This window comes from Rhodoferax sp. GW821-FHT07F03, from assembly GCF_059418745.1.
Map to the genome: position 1 here is coordinate 344,197 of NZ_JBWKQM010000004.1, position 14,085 is coordinate 358,281.

The 14,085-nt window shown below is 63.4% G+C and carries 14 protein-coding genes; 12 read left to right on the forward strand and 2 right to left on the reverse strand.

Annotated elements, in window-relative coordinates:
* The 6 genes from AC07R0_RS08030 to AC07R0_RS08055 all read left to right on the forward strand — a co-directional run bounded on the left by AC07R0_RS08030 (position 1) and on the right by AC07R0_RS08055 (position 4,882).
* Positions 1–774 (forward strand): LamB/YcsF family protein, encoded by a 774-nt coding sequence (locus tag AC07R0_RS08030; protein WP_495104419.1) that lies wholly within the window; start codon positions 1–3, stop codon positions 772–774.
* Between the two features lie 212 nt (positions 775–986).
* Entirely contained in the window at positions 987–1,739 is a 753-nt protein-coding gene (locus tag AC07R0_RS08035) for an SDR family oxidoreductase (protein WP_495104420.1), read from the forward strand.
* Positions 1,740–1,776: 37 nt separating this feature from the next.
* A complete protein-coding gene (locus tag AC07R0_RS08040; protein ID WP_495074061.1) occupies positions 1,777–2,478 on the forward strand; it encodes an amino acid ABC transporter permease in 702 nt (233 codons plus the stop codon).
* A gap of 2 nt (positions 2,479–2,480) precedes the next feature.
* Positions 2,481–3,230 carry an amino acid ABC transporter permease gene (locus AC07R0_RS08045; RefSeq protein WP_495104421.1) on the forward strand — a complete coding sequence of 250 codons (750 nt, stop codon included), beginning with the start codon at positions 2,481–2,483 and terminating at the stop codon, positions 3,228–3,230.
* Positions 3,231–3,253: 23 nt separating this feature from the next.
* Positions 3,254–3,988, forward strand: a complete 735-nt coding sequence (locus tag AC07R0_RS08050; protein ID WP_495104422.1) for an amino acid ABC transporter ATP-binding protein — start codon at positions 3,254–3,256, stop codon at positions 3,986–3,988.
* Positions 3,989–4,039: 51 nt separating this feature from the next.
* Positions 4,040–4,882: an ABC transporter substrate-binding protein gene (locus AC07R0_RS08055; RefSeq protein ID WP_495104423.1), complete on the forward strand. Its 843-nt coding sequence runs from the start codon at positions 4,040–4,042 to the stop codon at positions 4,880–4,882.
* A gap of 47 nt (positions 4,883–4,929) precedes the next feature.
* Here AC07R0_RS08055 and AC07R0_RS08060 read toward each other — a convergent pair whose 3' ends face one another.
* Together AC07R0_RS08060 and AC07R0_RS08065 are read right to left on the reverse strand one after the other, a co-directional pair.
* Positions 4,930–5,919: a phosphatidate cytidylyltransferase gene (locus AC07R0_RS08060; RefSeq protein WP_495098983.1), complete on the reverse strand. Its 990-nt coding sequence runs from the start codon at positions 5,917–5,919 to the stop codon at positions 4,930–4,932.
* A complete protein-coding gene (locus AC07R0_RS08065) occupies positions 5,916–6,542 on the reverse strand; it encodes a lysophospholipid acyltransferase family protein (protein ID WP_495104424.1) in 627 nt (208 codons plus the stop codon). The genes AC07R0_RS08060 and AC07R0_RS08065 overlap by 4 nt, the downstream gene beginning before the upstream one ends.
* A 263-nt stretch (positions 6,543–6,805) precedes the next feature.
* Here AC07R0_RS08065 and AC07R0_RS08070 point away from each other — a divergent pair, with 263 nt between their 5' ends.
* The 6 genes from AC07R0_RS08070 (at position 6,806) to AC07R0_RS08095 (ending at position 13,983) form a co-directional block, all read left to right on the forward strand.
* Entirely contained in the window at positions 6,806–8,056 is a 1,251-nt protein-coding gene (locus tag AC07R0_RS08070; protein WP_495104425.1) for an ABC transporter substrate-binding protein, read from the forward strand.
* A gap of 167 nt (positions 8,057–8,223) precedes the next feature.
* Positions 8,224–9,105: a carbohydrate ABC transporter permease gene (locus AC07R0_RS08075; protein WP_495104426.1), complete on the forward strand. Its 882-nt coding sequence runs from the start codon at positions 8,224–8,226 to the stop codon at positions 9,103–9,105.
* Entirely contained in the window at positions 9,095–9,964 is an 870-nt protein-coding gene (locus AC07R0_RS08080) for a carbohydrate ABC transporter permease (protein WP_495104427.1), read from the forward strand. Before AC07R0_RS08075 ends, AC07R0_RS08080 begins: the two co-directional genes overlap by 11 nt.
* Positions 9,965–9,969: 5 nt before the next feature.
* Positions 9,970–11,040: an ABC transporter ATP-binding protein gene (locus AC07R0_RS08085; protein ID WP_495104428.1), complete on the forward strand. Its 1,071-nt coding sequence runs from the start codon at positions 9,970–9,972 to the stop codon at positions 11,038–11,040.
* 102 nt (positions 11,041–11,142) lie between these two features.
* Positions 11,143–12,714: a methyl-accepting chemotaxis protein gene (locus AC07R0_RS08090; RefSeq protein WP_495104429.1), complete on the forward strand. Its 1,572-nt coding sequence runs from the start codon at positions 11,143–11,145 to the stop codon at positions 12,712–12,714.
* A gap of 138 nt (positions 12,715–12,852) precedes the next feature.
* Positions 12,853–13,983 (forward strand): helix-turn-helix transcriptional regulator, encoded by a 1,131-nt coding sequence (locus tag AC07R0_RS08095; RefSeq protein ID WP_495104430.1) that lies wholly within the window; start codon positions 12,853–12,855, stop codon positions 13,981–13,983.
* Positions 13,984–14,085: the final 102 nt, after the last annotated feature.

A 14,085-nucleotide genomic window follows, 5' to 3' on the forward strand; every position in this document is an offset into this window, starting at 1 on the left:
ATGGACATCGACTTGAACGCGGATCTCGGTGAAGGCTTCGGCCCCTGGCGCATGGGCGACGACGAAGCTTTGCTGAAGATCATCTCCTCGGCCAATATCGCCTGCGGCTTTCACGCGGGCGACCCGGTCATCATGGAGCGCACGGTGCGCCTGGCGGCCACCCGCGGCATCGATATCGACATCGGCGCGCATGTCGGCTTCCCCGATCTCATGGGTTTTGGGCGCCGGCAGATGCAGATCGACCCGACCGAGCTGGCCAGCCATGTGATCTACCAACTGGGTGCACTGGCCGGCATCACCCAGGCCTGCGGCCGGCGCATGACACACATGAGTTTCCATGGCGCGCTCGGCAACATGGCTGCAGCCGATCCGGCGCTGGCGATGGTGCTGGTCGAAGCCGTGGCCCGCTTCGATGCGGGACTGATCATCAGCTCGTCGGCCAGCGTGGCCATCGAACGCGCGGGCGACCACCACGGGCTGCGCGTGGCCAGCAGCTTCCTGGCAGACCGCGCCTGCGACGACAACGGCCTGCTGGTGCCACGCAAGCTGCCCGATTCGGTGATCCACAACAGCGGAAAAGTGCTTGAACGGGTGACGCAACTGCTGGAAGAAGGTACGGTCACCAGCTACAGCGGACGCAAGATCCCCATGCGGGCCAGCTCCATCCTGCTGCATGGCGACACCCCTGGCTCGGTGGCCCTGGCCGAGGCCGTGCGGGCCAAGATCGAAGTCACTGGCGGGCGCATTGTGCCGATCTCGCGGCAGTCGCTATGAAGACCCGCACTCCACCCCATAGGGCACCAATGTGGCGTTTTTCTGCCTGGCCGTGCACTGTAGCGGAGCAACATAAGGGCAGCTTATCGCCTCACAGTCAATCCGTCTTGGCGCGATCGACACCGCGTCGATAAAGTCAGTCCATTCGTGGTCACGCCGCCTGCACGACGCAGGTATCCAGGCCTCGGCCCCCCACAAGAAAGAAACCCGACATGCCTTTTTCTGACTACAAAACTGCCCTCGTGACCGGAGCCTCCTCGGGCATCGGCGCGGCTACCGTCGAACGCCTTTGCGCCGAAGGCCTGCAGGTCCACGCGCTGGCGCGCAGCGCCGGCAAGCTGGCCGAACTCGCCGCGCGCACCGGCTGCATTCCACACGCCATTGACGTCAGCGACCTGGCCAGCGTGACGCGCCTGGCCCAGGAAATCGAATTCGACGTGGTTGTCAACAATGCCGGCGTGGACCGGCCAGGCTCGATCCTGAAGGCCGACGCGGAAGGCATCGACTTGCTCATCGATGTGAACCTGCGTGCTGTGCTGCACATCTGCCGGCTGACCCTGCCTGGCATGGTGGCGCGCGACCGCGGCCACATCATCAACATCAGCTCCATTGCCGGGGCCTACAACTTCGGCGGTAACAGCACCTACCACGCAACCAAGGCCGCGGTCAGCATGTTGTCGCGCCAGTTGCGCATCGATGCTTTTGGCAAACGCGTGCGTGTTACCGAAATCTGCCCCGGCCGCGTTGCCACCGACATCTTTGCCCATGTGCACGGCGACAGCGCTGAGATCCACGAACGCTTTGTTGAAGGCTTCGAGCTACCGCAGGCCGAAGACATCGCCAACGCCATCGCCTTCGCCATTGCTGCACCGATTGCCGTCAACGTCGGCCACATGGAAATCACCCCCACGCTGCAGGTGCCCGGCGGGCTGTCGACGACGCGCCCCGAACGCCCGCAAGCCTGAGGCCGCAGCTGCACCACCAGCCTGGTAGAAGCCACGCATGAAAAACTTCGATCTGATGGCCATATTGCTGAACGCTGAGTTCAGTGCCATGCTCCTCAAAGGCGTGCGGATGACTCTGCAAATCGCCGCGGGCTCCTGGCTTCTGGCGATGGCCTTGGCGGTGGTGCTGCTGGTCGTGCGCCTGATGCCCGTTCGCGTCACGGAGCGTGCCGTGGAGGCCTATGTGTCCTACCACCGCAACGTGCCCACGCTGGTGCAGCTGATGCTGTGGTACTTCGGCATCTCCAGCCTCTTGCCCGACGAACTGCAGAGCTGGCTGTCGGAACACAACGGCGAGGCTTTGTTCGCCATCGTCGCGCTCGGCCTGTGCCAGGCTGCTTACTTCAGCGAAGACCTGCGCTCCGGGCTTCGTTCCATACCCGACGGGCAGACCGAGGCCGCTCGCGCCCTGGGGCACAGCTATCTCAGCGCGATGCGCTACGTGATCCTGCCGCAAGCGGTGCGCAATGCAGTCCCGGCCCTGGTGAATCACAGCGTCTCTTTGTTCAAGAACAGCAGCCTGGCCATGGCCATCGGTGTGGCCGAGTTGACCCACGCAGTGAAGGAAATTGAAAGCCAGAGCTTTCGCACCTTTGAGGCCTACCTTGTCGCCACGGTGGTCTACCTGGGCTTCTCGCTGCTGATCATGGCCGCCGGAGCCTGGTTGTCCAAGCGCTACAGCATTGCCGGGGCGAGGTAAGCATGATCGATCTGTTCAACATCTTGCGCGACAACTGGCTGCTGCTGCTGGTTGGCCAGTACCCGAACGGCCCCATGGGCGGCATCGTCTGCACGCTGGTGCTGTCGGTACTGGGCATTGTGCTGGCCTTCCCGCTGAGCGTGCTGCTGGCGCTGGCCCGGCTCTCGCCCTGGCGCGTGCTGCGCTGGCCCTCCACCGGCCTGATCTATGTGGTGCGCGGCGTGCCGCTATTGATGGTCATCCTGTGGGTGTATTTCCTGGTGCCGCTGCTGATCGGTCGCAACGTCTCCGGCTTCACCACCATGCTGTGCACGCTGGTGATCTACGAAGGCGCCTATCTGTCGGAAGTGGTGCGCGCCGGCATCCAGGCGCTGCCGCGCGGCCAGTTGGAAGCTGCCCGGGCCCTGGGCAATAGCTACCTCGGCGCGATGTGGAGCGTCATCCTGCCGCAGGCGCTCTACAACATGCTGCCCAGCCTGCTGAGCCAGTTCGTGTCGGCGATCAAAGAGACCACGCTGGGTTATGTGATCAACGTGCAGGAGCTGACATTCGCGGCCAACCAGATCAACAACCAGCTGCTGACCAAGCCCTTCCACGTGTTCTTCATCCTGGCGGTGACTTACTACGTGGTCTGCTACAGCCTCACCCAGTTGGCGCACTGGTTGGAGCGGCGCGTGGCGCGCAAGCGCCGGGGCCTGCTGGGCACCGCACCTGCCGCGTTGCAGCCCGCGGGCGCAACGGTTGAATCCTGAACTTTCCGTCCAAAGAGACCACCATGATCTGTTTCAACGAAATCAACAAATGGTACGGCAGCTACCATGCCCTGATCGACATCAATGCCGAGGTCAAGAAGGGTGAGGTGGTGGTGGTGTGCGGCCCCTCGGGGTCGGGCAAGTCCACGCTGATCCGCACAGTCAACCGGCTGGAAGAAATCAAGTCGGGTCAGCTGCTTTTTGATGGCAGCGACATCCACGCGCCGATGAGCAGCCAGGCGTTGAACCGCCTGCGGAGCCGGATCGGCTTCGTCTTCCAGAGCTTCAATCTGTTCCCGCATCTGTCGGTGCTGGAGAACATCATGATGTCGCCGATGCGGGTGCGTGGCGTGGGCCGCAGCGACGCCAAGGCCAAGGCGCAGCAACTGCTGGACCGCGTGGGCCTGTCGAGCAAGGCCGACGCCTATCCTGCGCAACTATCCGGCGGCCAGCAGCAGCGCGTGGCCATTGCCCGGGCCTTGGCCATGGAGCCGCCGGCGATGCTGTTTGACGAGCCCACCAGCGCGCTCGACCCGGAAATGGTGGGTGAGGTGCTGTCGGTGATGCGCAGCCTGGCCAACGACGGCATGACCATGATGTGCGTGACCCACGAGATGAACTTCGCCCGCGAAGTGGCCGATCAGATCTGGTTCATGGATGCCGGCCGCATTCTGGAGACGGCAACGCCGAAGGAGTTTTTCAGCAGCCCGCAGCACCCGCGTGCCAAGCGTTTTCTGTCCGACCTGCGGGCGCACTAGCCACCTCGGTTTTCGAGTTTCCTCCACGTTTTTCTATTCCAGGAGTTCACCATGTTCCATACCTATCGTCTCCCCCGCATGACGGCGGTCGCCGCTCTGCTTGCTCTCAGCTTTGCCGCCCAGGCCGACCAGTGGCAGGACATGGTCCAGCGCAAGGAGCTCAAGTGCGGCACCTTCGCCGATGTGCCTCCTTTTGCTGCCCCCGATCCCAAGACCCGCGAGATGGTGGGCTTCGATGTCGATATGTGCAATGCCATCGCCAAGCAGTTGGGTCTCACGGCCAAGATCACGCCCTTGTCGGTTGAGGCCCGCGTGCCCGAGGTCAAGATGGGCCGGGTCGACCTGACCGTGGCCAACCTGGCCTACACCAAGAGCCGCGGTGAGCAGATCCAGTTCAGCGACCCCTACTACATCGCCAAGGAAATGCTGGCGGTGAAGGCGTCCGACCCGGGTACCACCAAGGCTGACTTCAAGGGCAAGCGGCTGAGCTCCACCAAGGGTTCGACCTCGGAGCTGTCGATCAAGATGAACGGCTCCGACCCCGTCACCTTCCAGGACACTGGCTCCGCCTACATGGCCGTGCAGCAGAACAAGTCGGTGGGCGTTGTCGCCAACACCATGACCATCACCAAGCTGGTCAATCAGTCCAAGACCACCGGCGTCGAGCTGAAGATGATCAAGGACCCGATGGTGTTCCAGCCTATCGGCGTCGGCATGAAGAAGGACGAACCCGTGCTGCTGGCCAAGGTCAATGCTGCGCTGCTGGCCATGGACAAGGCCGGCGAGATCGACCAGATCTGGGCCAAGTGGATCGGCCCGAACACCGAGTTCAAGCTGGTGCGTGAAGAAAAAGTGACGCCGCTGGCCGACCTGAAATTTGAACTATTGCCTTGAGTGAAAGTCTGTCGCCACCCATGGCGCATCCTGGCGAACCAAGGCAGCTACACCCGGAAATACCATCGGACCGAGTGGAAGAAGATGGGGGCGGCAAAGCATAGGGCATCCACCCGGTCCAGCAGGCCGCTGGCGCCGGTGATGGACTGGCCCTCGCTGCCCCAGTTGGTGATACCGCGGTCGCGCTTCAACGCCTTCATCACCAGGTGGCCCAGCGAGCCGGCCACGCAGGCAATCAGCGCCATGGCCAGGGCCTGGCCGGGTTTGAACGGGGTGATGCCGGCCAGCAGCCCACCCAGCAGGCCGCCTGCGGCCACGCCTATGCCCCAGCTGGTCCAGTTGAAACTTTGGCTGATGTGGGGCGCGCGTGGCGCGCGCTTGAGCTTGCGGGTGGCCAGGTGCTGTACCAGCATGCAGGTTTGCACCACCAGCACCAGAAAGAACACCATGAAGGCACCCTTGTCCTGGTAGCCCGGGAAGTCCAGCCGCACCAGCGCCGGCACGTGGCTGGTGCCGTAGACGCAGACCATGATGCCCCACTGCATCTTGGCATTGCGCTCCAGAAAACGGTGCGGGTCGTCGGCCAGGGCTCCCACGATGGGCAGGGCCAGAAAGACGTAGACCGGCACGAACACCGTGAACAGGTCGAAGTGCTTGCCGCCCACCAACCAGAACTGCACCGGCAGCACCACAAAAAACGCCAGGATCAGACTGCGGTGGTCGCCCCGGTGGGTGGGCGATAGGGTGATGAATTCGCGCAGCGCGAAGAAGGCCACCAGTGCGAACAGCGTAATCGCCACCCAGCCGCCCACGGCCCAGCACAGCCAGAACACACCGGCCATGAACCAGGTGTTCTTCAGCACCCGGCGCAGATTGTCCAGCTCGGCTCCGAAGGCCGCACCAAACGCGTTGTCGTCGCGCTCGCGCAGCGACAACAGCAGCAGCGCGCCGCTGGCCAGCAAGAGCACGCCAAACACCAGGACGAACATCGCCCCCACCTGTTGCGTACCGCTGAGGCTGCGCAGGAACTGGTTCATATTTCTCTCAGCGCGATCACGTTGGCGCGCGCCCGTTCCAGAAAGGCGTGGCGGTCTTCATCGGGCGCCAGCTGCATCGGCGTGCCGAAGGTGACCGAGCACAGCACCGGCACCGGAATCACCTCGCCCTTGGGCATGACACGCTGCACGTTGTGTATCCAGGTCGGCACCAGCACCACCTGCGGGAATTTCTGCGCCAGCTTGTACAGCCCGGCCTTGAAGGCCTGAGGCTCGGGGGCATGGCCGCGTGTGCCTTCGGGGAATAGGATGATGGAGTCGCCGCTCTCCAGTGCCTCGACCAAGGGCTCCAGCGGATCTTGCTCCATGCCGCTGGCGTCCTTGGTGCGGCTGCGGTCTACGTAAACGGCATTGAATACGGCCGTGGTCAGCCACAGCTTGAAGCGTGAGGCGGTCCAATAGTCCTTGGCGGCGATGGGGCGGGTGATGCTGCGCAACTCGGAGGGCAGGGCGGCCCAGATCAGCACCAGGTCGGCATGGCTTTGGTGGTTGGCAAAATAAATGCGCTGCTCGGCCTTGGGCGGGCAGCCGTACCAGCGGGCTTGGGCGCCTGTCAGCACCCGCACCAGGCCCAGTAAAACAAACCCCATGATCTTTGCAAGCATGGCGGCGATCATAAACGCCGGGCTATTCCGCTGTTTTTTTACTGAACGAAAATGACCGGTGGCGCATATTGTGTCTGCACAGGGTGCTATCAATTTTGATTTTTGAGGAGAAGTCTTTACGCAGTCCCAGGGAAATCCCTAGTGTTCATTTTTCATTAATTAATGAAAAATTAATGAATCAGCGGGGCGCGGTGCCCGGTTGAGCCAACCCTTTGCCGTACCAATCCGCCTAAAGTCGGGGGCGGCAAATCCAGGAGACATAGATGTTGAAGCTTTCCAAATTGGCGCTCGCCATGGTTGCAGTGGTGTCCGCAGGTGCTATTCAGGCCGGCGAGGTCGAAGTACTGCACTACTGGACCTCCGGTGGCGAAGCCAAGTCGGTGGCTGAGCTGAAGAAGATCATGCAGGCCAAGGGCCATGTGTGGAAGGACTTCGCCGTGGCTGGCGGCGGTGGCGACAATGCCGCCACCGTGCTGAAGAGCCGCGTGGTCTCGGGCAACCCCCCTGCCGCAGCCCAGATCAAGGGCCCAGCGATCCAGGAATGGGCTGCCGAAGGCGTGCTGGCCAACCTGGACGCCACCGCCAAGGCCGAACAATGGGACAGCCTGCTGCCCAAGGCCGTGGCCGATGGCATGAAATACAAGGGCAACTACGTTGCAGCTCCGGTCAACGTGCACCGCGTGAACTGGGTGTGGGCCAACCCCGAAGTGCTGAAGAAGGCCGGCGTCACCGGCATGCCCAAGACCTACGCTGAATTCTTTGCTGCCGCCGACAAGATCAAGGCTGCAGGCTTCATCGCCGTGGCCCACGGTGGCCAAAACTGGCAAGACTTCACCACCTTTGAAACCGTGGTGCTGGGTGTGGGCGGTGCCAAGTTCTACAGCGACGCACTGGTCAAGCTGGACAACAAGGCGTTGACCAGCGACACCATGAAGAAGTCCCTGGAAACCTTCCGCAAGATCAAGGGCTACACCGACGCTGCCTCCGCAGGCCGCGACTGGAACCTGACCACCGCCCTGGTGATGCAAGGCAAGGCCGGCTTCCAGTTCATGGGTGACTGGGCCAAGGGCGAGTTCCTGGCTGCTGGCAAGGTGCCAGGCAAAGACTTCCTGTGCGCAGCTGCTCCTGGCACCGCTACCTCCTACACCTACAACGTGGACTCGTTTGCCATGTTCAAGCTGAAGGACAAGGATGCGCAAAAGGCCCAGGGCGACCTGGCTGCCGCCATCATGGGCACCGAGTTCCAGGAAATCTTCAACCTGAACAAGGGTTCCATCCCGGTTCGTCTGAACATGAAGATGGACAAGTTTGACGACTGCGCCAAGCTGTCCGCCAAGGACTTCGTGGACACCGCCAAGACCGGCAGCCTGGTGCCTTCGATTGCCCACGGCATGGCTGTGAGCCCTGCAGCTGAAGGCGCCATCAAGGACGCGGTCAGCCAGTTCTGGAACGATGACAAGATCAGCATCGACGCTGCTGTGAAGAACATCGCTTCCGCCGCGCAAACCAAGTAACTGGCACCCCCCAGGCTGCGCGCACCTTTGTGCCGTAGCGCCCGCCCCGCGCACATCGCTTGTGATGTGGCACGCGGGGCAGGGCGAACAACCGATGCGTCGGTTGGCAGCCTTATCCCCCATCCCGCTACGGCGGAATGGGGCCTTATTTTTTGAGAGCCACTCCCATGAAACCGAATTTTGAGCAGGCCTTGCCCAAGCTGGTGATTGCGCCCGGCTTCGTGCTGGGCTTTGCCTTCATCTACGGGCTGATGATCTGGAACGGGGTTTTGTCCCTGACCGCATCGCGCATGCTGCCCAACTACGACGAGTTCGTCGGCCTGGCCCAATACGCCAAATTGTGGGAGATGGACCGCTGGTGGCTGGCGCTGAAGAACCTGGGCATCTTCAGCGTGTTGTACGTGGGCGGCGCGATGCTGATCGGCATGGCGCTGGCCATCGTGCTGGACCAGAAGGTCCGAGCCGAAGGCCTGCTGCGCACCATCTACCTGTACCCCATGGCGCTGTCCTTCATCGTCACCGGTACCGCCTGGAAGTGGATGCTGAACCCCAGCCTCGGCCTGGAAAAACTGATGCATGACATCGGCTGGAGCAGCTTCAGCTTCGACTGGCTGGTGCAGAGCGACACCGCCATTTACTGCGTGGTGATTGCCGGCATCTGGCAGTCCGCCGGCTTTGCGATGGCCTTGTTCCTGGCCGGCCTGCGCGGCATCGACGACAGCATCATCAAGGCCGCGCAGATCGACGGCGCCAGCCTGCCGCGCATCTACTGGCGCATTATTTTGCCGATCCTGCGCCCGGTGGTGTTCTCCACCATCATGGTCTTGTCGCACCTGTCGATCAAGAGCTTCGACCTGGTGATGGCCTTGACCGGCGGCGGCCCCGGCTATGCCACCGACGTGCCTGCCACCTTTATGTACGTGATGAGCTTTACCCGCGGCCAGATCGGCCTGGGCGCTGCCAGCGCGACCATGATGCTGGCCACCGTAGCCGCGATCGTGGTGCCTTATTTGTACAGTGAACTGCGGAGCAAGCCCCATGATCGCTAAGAACCCTCTCCAAGTACTGATTCCCCGTGTATTGATTTATGGCGTGCTGCTGCTGGCGGCTTTCTTCTTCCTGGCACCCATGTATGTGATGCTGGCCACCTCGTTCAAGGACGCTGAAGAAATCCGCAGTGGCAACCTGCTGAGCCTGCCGCACGCGCTGAACTTCGAGGCCTGGCAACTGGCTTGGTCCACCGCCTGTACCGGCACCGACTGCCGTGGCCTGCAGCCCTTCTTCTGGAACTCGGTGCTGATCGTGTTCCCGGCGGTGATCATCTCCACGCTGTGGGGCGCCATCAACGGCTATGTGCTGAGCCTGTGGAAGTTCAAGGGCAGCGAGCTGCTGTTCGGCTTCATGCTGTTTGGCGTGTTCATGCCCTTCCAGGTGGTGCTGCTGCCCATGAGCCAGATCCTGGGTTGGCTGGGTATTTCCAGCTCGGTCTACGGTCTGATCCTGGTGCACTGCCTGGCCGGTCTGGCCGGTACCACGCTGTTCTTCCGCAACTACTACGCGTCCATCCCGAAAGAGCTGGTGAACGCCGCGCGGATTGACGGTGCCGGTTTCTGGCGCATTTTCTTCCGCATCATCGTGCCGCTGTCCACGCCCATCGTGATGGTCACGCTGATCTGGCAGTTCACGAATATCTGGAACGACTTTCTGTTTGGCGTGGCCTTCAGCGGTGCCGACAGCAAGCCCATCACCGTGGGCCTGAACAATATGGTCAACACCACCAGCAGCGTGAAAAACTACAACGTGGACATGGCGGCTGCCGTGATCGCGGGCCTGCCCACCATTCTGATCTACGTGTTGGCAGGCAAATTCTTCGTTAAAGGACTCACAGCCGGTGCTGTGAAAGGATAAAAGTTATGGCATCCGCACTCCACATCCAAGGCATACGTAAAACTTTCGGCAACGGCGACAAGATGGTCGAGGTGCTCAAGCGCATCGACATCGACGTCGCGCCGGGTGAATTCCTGATCCTGGTCGGCCCGTCCGGCTGCGGCAAGTCCACCCTGCTGAACATCATCGCCGGCCTCGAAGAGCCGACCGAAGGCGCCATCCGCATTGGCGACCGCAACGTGGTCGGCGTGCCGCCGGCCCAGCGCGACATCGCCATGGTGTTCCAGAGCTATGCGCTGTACCCCACCATGAGCGTGGCCGAGAACATCGGCTTCGCGCTGGAAATGCGCAAGGTGCCCAAGGCCGAGCGTGAAAAGCGCATCAACGAAGTGGCCGCCATGCTGCAGATCACCCACCTGCTGGACCGCCGCCCCGCGCAGCTGTCTGGTGGCCAGCGCCAGCGTGTGGCCATGGGCCGCGCCCTGGCACGCCAGCCGCAGCTGTTCCTGTTCGACGAACCGCTGTCCAACCTGGACGCCAAGCTGCGCGTCGAAATGCGTGCCGAAATCAAGCGCCTGCACCAGGTGTCCGGCATCACCAGTGTCTACGTGACCCACGACCAGATCGAGGCCATGACCCTGGGCAGCCGCATCGCGGTGATGAAGGACGGCGTATTGCAGCAACTGGGCACCCCGGACGACATCTACAGCCGCCCAGCCAATACCTATGTGGCCGGCTTCATCGGTTCGCCAACTATGAATTTGATAGCTGGCAGCGCAGGCAATGCAAGCGCTGGCGGCCAATTTTCCTTCAAGGGCGGCAGCCTGCCCCTGGCTTGCCCGGCGGTGGGCAAGGACGCGTTGCTGGGCCTGCGCCCCGAGCACATCGAGCTGGTGGACAACGCCGCCTGGCGCGGTGAAGTCAGTGTGGTGGAGCCCACCGGCGCCGACACCTATGTGGTGGTGAAGACCGAGGCCGGCAACGTCACCGTGCGCACCTCGCCACAGGCGCGCTTCCAGCCGGGTGAGAAAGTCGGCCTGCACGTGTCGGCCGCCCAGGTCAGCTGGTTCGACGAGAAGACCGGCGTGCGCCTGTAAGCACGGCAGCCTCTACTTCGCACGCCTCCGCGCATCTTCGCGGCCACCGCTGGTGGCCTGCGTACGCCCCTTGGGGCAGACCCTTCGTCAGACGGAATTGCTATGAAATTGCGTAACCAGGTACTTTCTATCGGTTTGGCGGGCGCGGTGATGGCCGCGGTGGTGGGCGGCGTAGGCCTGCTCAGCGCCGGGCGCCTGGCCGGTGCCTTCGGCGAGTCGGTGCAAATGGGCGCAGCCGTGCAGAGCAGCCAGCAGGCCGCCATGATGCAGGGCGCGGTGCGCGGCGATGTGCTGTTGGCCCTGTTCGGCGCCATTGGCCGCGACAAGTCGCAGCTGGAGCGCTCGCAAAAGGATTTGGCCGACCATGTGGCCCAGTTCAACACCGCCTTCCAGAGCCTGCAGGCCTTGCCGTTGTCGCCCGACGTGAAGGCCGTCATCGACAAGACCCAGCCCCTGGTGAAGCAATACACCGAGGCCGCCAGCCGCGTGCAGGACCTGGCCGCCAAGGGGGCCGCCGCGGCCGGCGCAGTGCCCGAGTTCAACCGCATCTTCGGCGAGCTGGAAACCCAGATGGCCGTGCAGGTGCGGGCCATTGAAAAAGACGTGGCCGCCAACAGCGCGCATTCGGCCGCTGTGGTCGGCCAGGGCCAGATGCAGGTGGGTGCTGTGCTGGTGCTGGCGATCGTGTTGCTGGTGGCCGCCGCGCTGTGGCTGGCCCGGCGCCTGGCCCAGCCCATGGCCTATGCCGTCAGCATTGCCGACGCACTGGCCGAGGGCGATCTGTCACGCCCGGTGCAGCCGGTGGGCAATGACGAAACCCAGCAGCTGCTGCACGCCATGGCGCGCATGCAGGCCAGCTTTGCCGGCATCGTGCGCAGCGTGCAGAGCAACGCCGAGCACGTGGCCTCGGCCAGTGCCGAGATTGCCCAGGGTAACCATGACCTGAGCGCCCGTACCGAGCACCAGGCCAGCGCCCTGGAGGAAACAGCCGCCTCTATGGAAGAGCTGCGCTCCACTGTGCAGCACAACGACCAGAGCGCCCAGCAGGCCAACCAGTTGGCGCGCGGCTCCTCCACCCTGGCGGTGCAGGGCGGCGAGGTGGTCGGCCAGGTGGTGGCGACCATGAAGAGCATCAACGAGGCATCCGGCAAGATCAGCGACATCATCAGCGTGATCGACGGCATCGCCTTCCAGACCAATATCCTGGCGTTGAATGCAGCGGTCGAAGCCGCGCGCGCCGGCGAGCAAGGCCGTGGCTTTGCGGTGGTGGCCAGCGAGGTGCGTAACCTGGCCAGCCGCAGCGCCGACGCGGCGAAAGAAATCAAGCAGCTCATCTCCACCAGCGTGCAGCGGGTAGAGCAGGGCAGTGCCTTGGTGGACCAGGCGCGCAGCACCATGGCCGAGGTGGTGGCCAGCATCCGCCGCGTGACCGATATCGTGGGCGAGATCAGCGCCTCCAGTAGTGAGCAGAACGCCGGCGTGGCCCAGGTGTCGGAGGCGGTGTCGCAGATCGACCAGACCACCCAGCAGAACGCCGCCCTGGTGGAGCAGATGGCCGCCGCCGCCAGCAGCCTTAAGGCCCAGTCACAGGAGTTGGTGGACACCGTGGCGGTGTTCCGCCTAGGGGCGGAAGACCCTGCTTTGCACCGGCAGCCGGCACTATCGATTCAATAGCTGCTGGCGCAGCTACCATCTGCGCTAGAGCCTGATTTGGCTCAAACGATTTTCAGGGAAAACGCCTCCTCCAAAATACAAGAATCTGGAGGCTCTGCCAGCCGGTTCGCCCGCAGGCAGCGAGACAGGAGACAAGCGATGGGGCAACGAGACTGGCAACAAGACTATGCCGACCCGGCCATGGACGGTGCGGCGCCCGTCTGGGACTGCGGCGCCGCTTTGGATGCCTGGCGCATGCCGGAGCAGCGCTCGGTCACCAGCACCCTGGTGCGCTTGTGCATGGACGGAGCCGAGCAACACGGCATCGGTCCGCAGGAGTTCCAGCGCCTGACCGGCATCGCCGCCTGGGAGCTGGAGTCGCCCCAGGCCCGCATCTGCGCCGCCAAACACCTGGCCGCCATGCGCTTGGTGCAGTACATGCCCGTGCCCAGCGACTACTGGCAGTTCGACATCCAGGCCTGCCTGCAGCCCTTTCCCACGCTGTACGCGGTGGTGGCGAATGCGCCGAATCTGGCGGCCGGGCTGGGGGCCTACTTCCACCACCGCAGCCTGATCGGCAATGTGGACGTGATCCGCTGCCTGCGCCAAGGCATGCAGTTTGAATTCGACTACCAGCTGGACGACAGCGGCGGCAACGCCTTCAGCGCCTTTGGCAACTTCTTCCTGCTGCACCGCATCGTGTGCCACTACGACCCGGAAGGCGGCCGTGCCTGCGTGCTGGAGCTGACCGGCGAGCCCTTCGCACCGGTCGCCCAGTTGCGCGCAGCGATGGGCTGCGAGGTGCGTTTCGGCCAGGCGCGCAACCGCCTGCTGCTGCAGGCCCCGGCCTGCGACCAGCCCTATGCGCAGCACAACCCGAACCTGTATGCCTTCTTCCTCGGCCAGGCGCGGGCCGAGCAGGCCCGGCTGGAGCCGGCGCAGACCTTTGCCCTGGGCCTGCAGCGCTTTCTGGCGCAGGCGATTGCAGCCGGCGACGCCATCGGCAGCGGCAGCCAGCTGCTGGTCCAGGCCTGTGCGCATTTCAATACTTCACGCTGGGGGCTGAACCGGCGGCTGCAGCTGGAGGCCACGCATTTCCAGGAGGTGCTGGGTAGCGTGCGTGCGGCCCAGGCCCGGCGCATGCTGCTGCAGGCGCAGAGCCCGATCTCCGAGATCAGCGACCTACTGGGTTTCTCGTCGCTGAGCGCGTTCTCGCGGTTTTTCTCGGGCGCGTTTGGCGTGTCGCCATCGCAGTTTCGCAAGCAGGCGGCGGATGCCACCGTCCATTAGCTTCATCTTGTTTCACTTTTCTTTGCAGTCCTGCACCTCTGGGTAAAGTGCTGCTCCCGCAGGTCAATCCTGCGGTGTCTCCCCTGGCTACAGTGCCGCTGA

Bases quoted from the DNA above. Each gene is read 5' to 3' on its own strand.
- AC07R0_RS08030 (WP_495104419.1), top strand. From the start codon at position 1: ATGGACATCGACTTGAACGCGGATCTCGGTGAAGGCTTCGGCCCCTGG.
- AC07R0_RS08035 (WP_495104420.1), top strand. From the start codon at position 987: ATGCCTTTTTCTGACTACAAAACTGCCCTCGTGACCGGAGCCTCCTCG.
- AC07R0_RS08040 (WP_495074061.1), top strand. From the start codon at position 1,777: ATGAAAAACTTCGATCTGATGGCCATATTGCTGAACGCTGAGTTCAGT.
- AC07R0_RS08045 (WP_495104421.1), top strand. From the start codon at position 2,481: ATGATCGATCTGTTCAACATCTTGCGCGACAACTGGCTGCTGCTGCTG.
- AC07R0_RS08050 (WP_495104422.1), top strand. From the start codon at position 3,254: ATGATCTGTTTCAACGAAATCAACAAATGGTACGGCAGCTACCATGCC.
- AC07R0_RS08055 (WP_495104423.1), top strand. From the start codon at position 4,040: ATGTTCCATACCTATCGTCTCCCCCGCATGACGGCGGTCGCCGCTCTG.
- AC07R0_RS08060 (WP_495098983.1), bottom strand. From the start codon at position 5,919: ATGAACCAGTTCCTGCGCAGCCTCAGCGGTACGCAACAGGTGGGGGCG.
- AC07R0_RS08065 (WP_495104424.1), bottom strand. From the start codon at position 6,542: ATGCTTGCAAAGATCATGGGGTTTGTTTTACTGGGCCTGGTGCGGGTG.
- AC07R0_RS08070 (WP_495104425.1), top strand. From the start codon at position 6,806: ATGTTGAAGCTTTCCAAATTGGCGCTCGCCATGGTTGCAGTGGTGTCC.
- AC07R0_RS08075 (WP_495104426.1), top strand. From the start codon at position 8,224: ATGAAACCGAATTTTGAGCAGGCCTTGCCCAAGCTGGTGATTGCGCCC.
- AC07R0_RS08080 (WP_495104427.1), top strand. From the start codon at position 9,095: ATGATCGCTAAGAACCCTCTCCAAGTACTGATTCCCCGTGTATTGATT.
- AC07R0_RS08085 (WP_495104428.1), top strand. From the start codon at position 9,970: ATGGCATCCGCACTCCACATCCAAGGCATACGTAAAACTTTCGGCAAC.
- AC07R0_RS08090 (WP_495104429.1), top strand. From the start codon at position 11,143: ATGAAATTGCGTAACCAGGTACTTTCTATCGGTTTGGCGGGCGCGGTG.
- AC07R0_RS08095 (WP_495104430.1), top strand. From the start codon at position 12,853: ATGGGGCAACGAGACTGGCAACAAGACTATGCCGACCCGGCCATGGAC.